The sequence below is a fragment of the Providencia sp. PROV033 genome (genome assembly GCF_028484855.1).
Classification (GTDB): domain Bacteria; phylum Pseudomonadota; class Gammaproteobacteria; order Enterobacterales; family Enterobacteriaceae; genus Providencia; species Providencia alcalifaciens.
Genome location: NZ_JAMPSW010000048.1, coordinates 21,234 through 29,660, shown reverse-complemented (window position 1 = coordinate 29,660; position 8,427 = coordinate 21,234). Strand labels below are relative to the sequence as shown.

Annotated in this window: 11 protein-coding genes; 7 read left to right on the top strand and 4 right to left on the bottom strand. The window is 39.8% G+C overall.

Features of this window, described 5'->3' with window-relative positions:
* Positions 1–358 precede the first annotated feature (358 nt).
* A complete protein-coding gene (locus PSF16_RS10065; protein WP_036965202.1) occupies positions 359–574 on the top strand; it encodes a KTSC domain-containing protein in 216 nt (71 codons plus the stop codon).
* Positions 575–624: 50 nt separating this feature from the next.
* Here PSF16_RS10065 and PSF16_RS10060 read toward each other — a convergent pair whose 3' ends face one another.
* The 3 genes from PSF16_RS10060 to PSF16_RS10050 form a co-directional block, all read right to left on the bottom strand.
* Positions 625–1,086: a GNAT family N-acetyltransferase gene (locus PSF16_RS10060; RefSeq protein WP_036965205.1), complete on the bottom strand. Its 462-nt coding sequence runs from the start codon at positions 1,084–1,086 to the stop codon at positions 625–627.
* Positions 1,087–1,119: 33 nt separating this feature from the next.
* Entirely contained in the window at positions 1,120–1,638 is a 519-nt protein-coding gene (locus PSF16_RS10055; protein WP_036965207.1) for a GNAT family N-acetyltransferase, read from the bottom strand.
* Positions 1,639–1,740: 102 nt separating this feature from the next.
* Positions 1,741–2,640: a LysR substrate-binding domain-containing protein gene (locus PSF16_RS10050; protein WP_006662095.1), complete on the bottom strand. Its 900-nt coding sequence runs from the start codon at positions 2,638–2,640 to the stop codon at positions 1,741–1,743.
* 148 nt (positions 2,641–2,788) lie between these two features.
* Between PSF16_RS10050 and PSF16_RS10045 the strand changes: the two genes are divergently transcribed.
* The 4 genes from PSF16_RS10045 to PSF16_RS10030 all read left to right on the top strand — a co-directional run bounded on the left by PSF16_RS10045 (position 2,789) and on the right by PSF16_RS10030 (position 5,453).
* A complete protein-coding gene (locus tag PSF16_RS10045) occupies positions 2,789–3,799 on the top strand; it encodes an aldo/keto reductase (RefSeq protein WP_006657873.1) in 1,011 nt (336 codons plus the stop codon).
* 51 nt (positions 3,800–3,850) lie between these two features.
* A complete protein-coding gene (locus PSF16_RS10040) occupies positions 3,851–4,648 on the top strand; it encodes an SDR family NAD(P)-dependent oxidoreductase (RefSeq protein ID WP_272689197.1) in 798 nt (265 codons plus the stop codon).
* Between the two features lie 27 nt (positions 4,649–4,675).
* Positions 4,676–5,086: an SRPBCC family protein gene (locus PSF16_RS10035; protein ID WP_006657871.1), complete on the top strand. Its 411-nt coding sequence runs from the start codon at positions 4,676–4,678 to the stop codon at positions 5,084–5,086.
* Between the two features lie 154 nt (positions 5,087–5,240).
* Positions 5,241–5,453 (top strand): DUF1471 domain-containing protein, encoded by a 213-nt coding sequence (locus PSF16_RS10030; RefSeq protein WP_006657870.1) that lies wholly within the window; start codon positions 5,241–5,243, stop codon positions 5,451–5,453.
* A 51-nt stretch (positions 5,454–5,504) separates the two neighbouring features.
* Here the strand turns inward: PSF16_RS10030 and PSF16_RS10025 are convergent, their stop codons facing one another.
* Positions 5,505–5,825, bottom strand: a complete 321-nt coding sequence (locus PSF16_RS10025; protein ID WP_272689196.1) for a MoaF-related domain-containing protein — start codon at positions 5,823–5,825, stop codon at positions 5,505–5,507.
* A 267-nt stretch (positions 5,826–6,092) separates the two neighbouring features.
* On the opposite strand from PSF16_RS10025, the gene PSF16_RS10020 reads away from it, so the two are divergent.
* Positions 6,093–7,007, top strand: a complete 915-nt coding sequence (locus tag PSF16_RS10020) for a TIGR03571 family LLM class oxidoreductase (RefSeq protein WP_272689195.1) — start codon at positions 6,093–6,095, stop codon at positions 7,005–7,007.
* Between the two features lie 200 nt (positions 7,008–7,207).
* Positions 7,208–8,365, top strand: coding sequence for an MFS transporter (locus PSF16_RS10015; RefSeq protein WP_006657867.1), 1,158 nt, complete (start codon positions 7,208–7,210; stop codon positions 8,363–8,365).
* Positions 8,366–8,427: the final 62 nt, after the last annotated feature.

Below are 8,427 nucleotides of genomic sequence, written 5' to 3'. Positions count from 1 at the left end.
TTATATTATTTGTTAATCATTCGTAAACTGATAGTAAATAGTGTTTATTATATTCACAACTCCATTTTTTTATCTTTAAAACTGCATAAAAACAATTATAAATATTATTTGTTAATTTTGACCTTTTAAAAATAATCCAATTTAATCATGCAATTAATCCAACAGTACTGTGATATATTTAACTTTTTGATTTAAAAACATAATACATAAAAAATCATCTTTTTTAGATTATTATTCATTAGCAATTAATGCTTATTGTTATGAATTAGTCTAATTTAGAGATCAATATTATTGGTTAGTGCCTAGAAACCTCTAAATCTTGGCATTAAATACCTCTATTAGGCGTGAGAAATGACATATGGGTAGGCTATATACTGCAGAATCAGAATTGAATTCCGTGCATGATGATCACGAAACAAAAACGTTAGAGATGGAGTATTCACAAAAAGGTAGCTATCAATATAGCAATGTTTCCTTTTACATTTACCAAGGCTTAATGGTTGCTGAAAATAAGCCACATTATTTAGAATGTTATGTAATGAAAAAATACGCTTTTATTAGGGTTTATTATTAGCCATTGTTGATCGCCATATATTGTTTATCACCATAAAGAGACCACCATCGTTATAACATTCTCACCATTACCGCATTATGAAGCACTATTCCTCTGACAGTCACTTTCTGCCGCTTAATGACTTCAAATTGGTTGATTTTAAAAAACATTTCAGCGGATAAGCTCACATGAGCCCATAATTTATTAATCCTCTTAAATTGGGCTACGTTGATAATCTGATGAATCAGTGCAGTGCCAATGCCACAACAAGGCTGAGCAACAAAAAAATGGTCAATATACCCATCATCTTGAAGGTCCGCATAGCCAACAATCTCATTCCCCCTATAAGCAACAAATGGCATTAATAAATCCATTTTATTTTGCCATTCCTCAGCCTTGAACATTTTTGGTGCCCAAGCATCAAGTTGTTCCTTCGTATAGTAAGAAGCAGCTATAGAATGAATGGAGGTATAAAATATTTTATGCAGTTCTGCTGCATCACTGGGTTTGTAGGGTTTTATATCTATTTTCATATCAATAATAATGGATAAGATTGAATTTAAGTTTTATGGCCTAAGCTTGAACATCAGTGTCGTCGATTCCAAATTGCCGTTAACTGATAATGCAAACTGAGGTATCTCACCACTGATCTGCCATCCTAAAGAGCGATATAAATTGACCGTCATGCCCTTAGTCACCGTATCCAGTGTGAGAAGTGTTAACCCTGATTCCCACGCAATTTGTTCAACTCTACTCATCAATTGTTTTGCAAAACCGTTGCCTCTATAGCGAGGTGATACGAGTAATTTGCAAATTTCACCTCGGTGCTTACCATTTAATTTAGAGCATAAATCTAATCCTACAGTAGCGACAGCTTGATTATTCACTTCCACCGTCACGAGCTTAAAAGCATGTGTTGTTAATGCACCATTAACGCCAATCCAATAATTTCTCATGTCATCAATCTGTGTTTCTGCATGGGTATACCCCACGCTCGCACCACCAAGAACACATTCATATAATAAGCGAGTCAATTCATCTATTTTGCTTTCACTTATTTTATCGTTATAGCATTGAATAATCATGTTGGTACCTGCGGCTATAGATGACGTCATATTTTGTATATAGAAAAACACATTTCACACAATACCAAGTGGCTATTGATATTCTCGATTTAACATATCAATTTAGTCATGTTGGATTTGACTTAAGATCTCCCTAAAATGAATAACCAACGGGCGTAAATTTGCCTTATGCCACACAGCCCAAAGCTGAGTCGTCATATTCATCCAAGGCACCTCTCGTACAATAGCCCCTTTCGGTAAATTATACCGCAAACCATTTTGTATCAATGTGACGCCAAGACCCGCAGCGACGAGACCTAATGCAGTTAACGGTTCTTCTGCCTCTAACCGAATATCCGGTCGAAACCCAGCTTTCACACAAGCAGCAACAAAATCATCCCTCGAATGTGAATTATCGTTGTTGTGTAAGACGGAAATCCACTGCTGGGCGGTGAGGTCTTCAGGGGTGATCTCCGCTTTTTCAGCAAGAGGATGATGATGAGGTATCGCAACGAGCATATGATCATTGAGTACTTGAAAATATTCTAACTCACTCTCTTTACCTTCAGGCGGTGTATCAACCATTGCAAAATCAAGGCTGCGTTGACGTAGCCCTTCTAATTGGCGTTCTGGAGTTTGACTATAAAGCGCAATATGCACATCAGGGCGCGAATCCCTCAACACACTCAGAGAACTAGGTAGAACGCCTGAATGCATGGCATTTTCAATGTAACCCACACATAGCCCACCATCTTCTCCTCGACCTAAGCGACGACCTAAAGATTCTAGGCGATTGGCGTGAGTGAGAAGTGAACGAGCTTCCGTTAAAAACGTTTGTCCATCAGACGTTAAACGGATCCGTTGCTGACTTCTTTCAAAAAGCATTAAGCCAAGCCTTTCTTCTAATTGAGAAATTTGGCGGCTTAATGGGGATTGGGAGATATGCAGACGCTCCGCTGCACGCCCAACATGTTCCTCTTCTGCTACAACAACGAAGTAGTTGAGTTGGCGCAGGTCAATCATAGTTGATTCCTTTAATGTCTCAAGTTAGACAAATTATGTCCTATCATGTCAGAACAAATCAACCTAATATTTCCACCACGACAGGATGGCACGCTGTCCTGAAATATTATGTTACTGATAACAATCTAATTTATTAAGGAATAACAATATGAGTATTAAAAAACTACTGCCTAGCCAAATTGGTTTCGGTGGTGCACCACTCGGTAACATGTTCAGAGCTATCCCTGATGATGAAGCACTGGCAGCGGTACATGAAGCATGGAATTTAGGTATTCGTTATTTCGATACTGCACCACTGTATGGTTCCGGTTTATCTGAGATCCGCATGGGGGAAGCACTATCTCAATATTCACGAGATGATTATGTGTTGAGCACCAAAGTGGGTCGCATCATGCTAGATGAGATGGAAGATCCAGCAAAACGTGATTTCGGGGAAAAAGACGGTATTTTCGAACATGGTTTGAAAAACAAAATTCTGAATGACTACTCTGAAGATGCAACGTTGCGCTCTATAGAAGATAGTCTGAAACGTTTAAAAACAGACCGTATTGACATCGTCTGGATCCATGACCCTTCACAAGATTTCTACGGAGATAGCTGGTTAGAACATTTTAATACCGCACGTACAGGCGCTTTCCGAGCGTTGACTCGTTTGCGCGAAGAAGGTGTGATTAAAGCTTGGGGCTTAGGGGTTAACCGCGTCGAGCCTTGTGAGTTAACGCTGGGTCTAGATGAGCCAAAACCAGATGCATTCTTATTAGCGGGTCGTTATAGCTTATTAGATCACAGTCGTGCACTTCAACGACTGATGCCCGAAGCATTAGAACACAACGTTGATATCGTTGTTGGTGGTCCATACAGCTCCGGTGTATTGGTCGGCGGCGAGCATTTTGAATATCAAAAAGCCTCTCCTGCTATTCATCAGCAAGTGGCGAAAATTTATCAAATTGCTCAGCAATTTAATGTTGATGTTAAAGCTGCCGCATTGCAATTTTCATTAGCTAACCCAGCCGTTGCTGCTGTGATTCCAGGCTCAAGCCGTCCAGGTCGTATGGCGGATGATTTAGCCGCATTAGCCACTAAAATCCCAGCTGAATTCTGGTTGGAAATGCAGCGCCAAGGTTTGATTGCCGCGAACGCACCGTTACCCATTCGTTAATTGCGCAACAATGAGTAAGTACGCATAACCTACTCATCTTTAAGGATTGATATGAAATTAGATTTGAATAATCGCGTCGCTATTGTTAGCGGCTCAACATCGGGTATTGGTCTTGGTATTGCGCGTGGCTTAGCAAAAACAGGTGCAACGGTCGTGATCATCGGGCGTAGCCAGAGCAGTGTCACTAATGCCATGAACTCTATTAAAGATGGCGTACCTGAAGCAAAATTACGTTCGGTGATCGCTGACTTAAGGACAGAAGAAGGCGCTAAGGTGTTATTTAACCAAGAGCCGACTGCCGATATCTTAATTAATAATTTGGGTATTTTTAACAGCAATGACTTTTTTACTGTTCCAGATACTGAATGGTTAGATTTTTACAATATTAATGTACTTTCTGGTGTGCGCTTGTCACGTCACTACGCACAACACATGGCTTCACAAGGTTGGGGGCGTATCATTTTTGTTTCCTCTGAATCGGGTGTTGCAATACCGAGTGACATGATCAATTACGGTGTGACGAAAAGCGCTAACCTCGCAGTATCGCATGGTCTCGCTAAGCGCCTTGCTGGAACAGGTGTGACGGTGAATGCAATCCTACCAGGACCAACCTTTACCGATGGATTAAAAGAGATGCTAACGGATGCTATGGCGAAATCTGGATTATCGGCTCGAGAACAAGCGGATGAGTTTGTCAGAAGCGCACGTCCAAGCTCCATAATCCAAAGAGCCGCAGATGTTGATGAAGTGGCTAATCTTGCTGTGTATTTAGCATCCCCCCTTTCATCTGCAACAACCGGCGCCGCATTGCGTGTCGATGGTGGTGTTGTAGATACACTTGCAATGTAACGAATTTTAAAATCAAAGGAAATTATTATGGCTAATACAACGGTTTCTATCGAAATTCCTGCTTCGCCTGAACAAGTTTGGCAATTAATGGGAGGCTTTGATTCGCTTCCTGATTGGCTTCCGTTTATACCTAAAAGTGTGATGAGTGAAGGCGCTCGCGTGAGAAGCTTAACCACTTCAGACGGTGGTACTGTCATTGAGCGGTTAGAAGCGTTTGACCACACAGGTAAAAATTATAGTTATTCGATTATTCAAGCGCCCTTCCCTGTCATTAATTATTTATCGAATATCAGTGTGCATGAAACTGAAAATAAACATGTATCTCATGTTGAATGGACTGGACGTTTTACACCCGTGAATGTCAGTGATGAAGAAGCAGTAAAATTATTTACGGGTATTTATCAAGATGGTTTAGAAGCATTAAAATCAAATTTTTAATTTATTTAATCTGTCTATATTTAATAATAATAACGATTATTCTCTTTTTAAGAAAAGAGTATTGCGAAGTTAACGCTATTAAATAACAACAAAAAGAATACACTGTACTCATCGCCTAAATCATTAGGTCAATTAAATTAAAGGATATTATTCAATGAAAACATTAAAAATGTTAGCAGCCGCTATGACTTTGTCTATTTTTTCATTCGGCGCTTTTGCTCAATCAGTCACCGCAACGAGTGATACACTTTCCTCTGCTGAAGCTATTATTGCGCAAAAAGCGCAAGAAGCAGGTGCTTCGGGTTATAAAATCACAAGCGCAAGAATGGGAAATTATGCAACAGTCAGCGCAGTATTAATTAAATAAAAATACGATTACAATAAAAGCCCTGTAAAGGGCTTTTTATTAAATAAAAACTTATTTCAACTCTGTAATAACACCTTCGATTACAAAGAACTGACCATTCATCATCGTATAATAAGCGTATGACTTACCGAGTAAAAAATTATCACAATGCACAACAGTTGAATTGTCGCTTTCTTGCCAAGAAATCAAAAAATTATCTCCATCTACTGCTTTAGCAGTATATGGGACATGCATTATAGAACCTTTTAAATCACCATTTAAAAACTCAATAGTCACGGTTTTACCGTCAGTCGTATAGGTGTTTTTCACTTGCAATCCGTTATCCATTTCAATTTCAAATGACTTACCCAAGAAATAATATTTTTCTGTCATCACTAACCTCATTAAAAATAAAACAGCTGTTATTTTTAATATAGTATGTTACTAATGTATGATTGTTCTTTTATTTGCAATAGTCTTTTCTTTATAAAGAAACAATAGACAATGACATATCAATTATAATAAAAAATTCCCAAGCATGTACCACGCCGCTACCTTTGCTTTTATCGCAAAATATTATTGTCATTATTCATATTTACTTCAGATGTCATATCCAGAAAATAATCACATCTAAACTCTATTTCTTATTTAAGGTTAATTATGAATACTCATCAATTTATAAATGAATCATTTTCTATTGGTATCGAATTACCCCTTGATAATGATTGGTCTTCAACAGGACAAATAAAACGTCAACAAGAAAATCGACCTTTTGGCGTACCGGATATGAAAGAACATGCATCTAGGGTTAAGTTGGCGGATAAGTTAGGTTATCGCGCAGCTTGGGTACGAGATGTCCCTTTCTATGACCCTAACTTTGGTGATGCTGCTCAGGTATTTGAGCCATTTTCCTATCTGGGTTACCTCGCAGGGATCACTGAAAACATCTTACTTGGCACCGCCGCGATTGTTCTGCCTTTACGCCAACCTTGGCTAGTTAGAAAATCAGCAGCAACACTACAAACATTAAGTCATGAGCGCTTATTACTGGGTGTCGCGAGTGGAGATAGACCGATTGAGTATCCCCTTTTTGATGTCAACTACCCTGATAGAGGTAAATTATTCCGCCAACATGTTGATATTCTAACTGAAAAAAAAGACGCACAGTTACCCACTGGCGTACAAATTTTACCGGAACATCAGCCTATCCCATTATTTGTCGCGGGACTTGCTCAGCAATCGCCGGAATGGATTGGACAACATATGCAAGGTTGGCTTGCCTACCCAGGTCCCCCAATTGATCACACCGAAAGGGTTAAACTATGGCGCAATGTTGCGGGGAGTAAGCCGTATGTCAGCTTTATTCATCTTGATTTTATTGATGATATAAACGCGCCAATCCAACGCCACCGTTTTGGTGTAAAAACAGGTCGAAATGGATTGATCAAAGAGTTAACCGCAATGAAAGCCGCAGGTGTTAACCACATTGGTTTACAATTTCGCCGTAATGAGCGCCCAATAGAAGAAACATTAGAAGACATTAGTCTGTCTGTCTTGCCAGAATTTCACCAATAGTCACAATAAAATGAGGGACGATACGCCATTTTATCTCCCTCTTTCAATGAGTCACATTTAAACACCGCTAACAATCCTTCCATTGATTATTGCGATTTTAATAGAAATCATTTGCTGATTTGGATAATTAACCCCTTAATTTTTTGTGACATACTTAACGAAATTTAGTCATATATTTCTAACTTATTATCGAGACAATAATGAAAATTAATCTTCCTCTATTTGCCCTTGCGCTCGGTGCATTCGGTATCGGCACGACAGAGTTTTCCCCAATGGGACTACTGCCTGTTATCGCAAATAGCACTGGAGTTTCTATCCCTGTAGCAGGGATGCTCATTACCGCTTATGCCGTTGGTGTGATGGTGGGCGCCCCAGTCATGACATTACTGTTATCTCATCAGGCAAGAAGAAAAGCGCTAATTATTTTAATGTCTATATTTACGCTTGGAAACGTCTTATCTGCGCTTGCACCCAATTATGAATTTTTATTGCTGTCACGAATTTTAACTAGTTTAAATCATGGTGCATTTTTCGGGTTAGGGGCCGTCGTTGCTGCAAGCGTTGTTCCTGTAGAAAAACAATCAAGTGCAATTGCCACGATGTTTATGGGATTAACTATCGCGAATATTGGGGGAGTTCCCGCTGCGACATGGATAGGGAATACGATAGGTTGGCGTTCGTCATTTTTAATCACCGCCGGTTTAGGGGTCATCACGATGATTTTCCTATGGATATCACTTCCTAAAGGCAATGCTGGCGTGCGTCCTAATGTTAAACAAGAGCTATCTGTGTTGATGCGTCCACAAGTGTTACTTGCACTCTTAACAACCGCATTAGGCGCTGGTGCCATGTTCACATTGTACACCTACATAGCCCCAGTACTTGAGTATCTTGCAGATGCGAGTACAGGCGTGATGACGGTCATGTTAGTTCTGATTGGTGTCGGTTTCTCAATTGGGAACTATTTAGGTGGGAAATTCTCAGATCGTTCTGTCGATGGGACGTTAAAAGGATTTTTACTATTACTTGCCGCCATCATGTTACTAATGCCATTTATAGCACAAAACTCAATAGGTGCTGCGTTCGCTATGGTCATATGGGGAGCCGCTACCTTTGGTGTTGTCCCGCCATTACAAATGCGAGTGATGCGTGTGGCAAGTGAAGCTCCAGGGTTAGCCTCTTCCGTGAATATTGGTGCATTCAACCTTGGAAATGCCATTGGTGCCGTTGCGGGAGGCGCTGTGATTTCGGGCGGATTATCTTATGCCTATGTTCCGGTCATGGGGGCAATTATTGCAGCCTTAGCATTAATTATCGTTTTGATAAATGCACATCAGCAAAAAACACAAACGAACTAATTCGCCTATCACAATTAGCCCTTCCGTAATGAGGGGCTAATTTTCTAATATTCCAACTTGAA

Bases quoted from the DNA above. Each gene is read 5' to 3' on its own strand.
- PSF16_RS10065 (WP_036965202.1), top strand. From the start codon at position 359: ATGGGTAGGCTATATACTGCAGAATCAGAATTGAATTCCGTGCATGAT.
- PSF16_RS10060 (WP_036965205.1), bottom strand. From the start codon at position 1,086: ATGAAAATAGATATAAAACCCTACAAACCCAGTGATGCAGCAGAACTG.
- PSF16_RS10055 (WP_036965207.1), bottom strand. From the start codon at position 1,638: ATGATTATTCAATGCTATAACGATAAAATAAGTGAAAGCAAAATAGAT.
- PSF16_RS10050 (WP_006662095.1), bottom strand. From the start codon at position 2,640: ATGATTGACCTGCGCCAACTCAACTACTTCGTTGTTGTAGCAGAAGAG.
- PSF16_RS10045 (WP_006657873.1), top strand. From the start codon at position 2,789: ATGAGTATTAAAAAACTACTGCCTAGCCAAATTGGTTTCGGTGGTGCA.
- PSF16_RS10040 (WP_272689197.1), top strand. From the start codon at position 3,851: ATGAAATTAGATTTGAATAATCGCGTCGCTATTGTTAGCGGCTCAACA.
- PSF16_RS10035 (WP_006657871.1), top strand. From the start codon at position 4,676: ATGGCTAATACAACGGTTTCTATCGAAATTCCTGCTTCGCCTGAACAA.
- PSF16_RS10030 (WP_006657870.1), top strand. From the start codon at position 5,241: ATGAAAACATTAAAAATGTTAGCAGCCGCTATGACTTTGTCTATTTTT.
- PSF16_RS10025 (WP_272689196.1), bottom strand. From the start codon at position 5,825: ATGACAGAAAAATATTATTTCTTGGGTAAGTCATTTGAAATTGAAATG.
- PSF16_RS10020 (WP_272689195.1), top strand. From the start codon at position 6,093: ATGAATACTCATCAATTTATAAATGAATCATTTTCTATTGGTATCGAA.
- PSF16_RS10015 (WP_006657867.1), top strand. From the start codon at position 7,208: ATGAAAATTAATCTTCCTCTATTTGCCCTTGCGCTCGGTGCATTCGGT.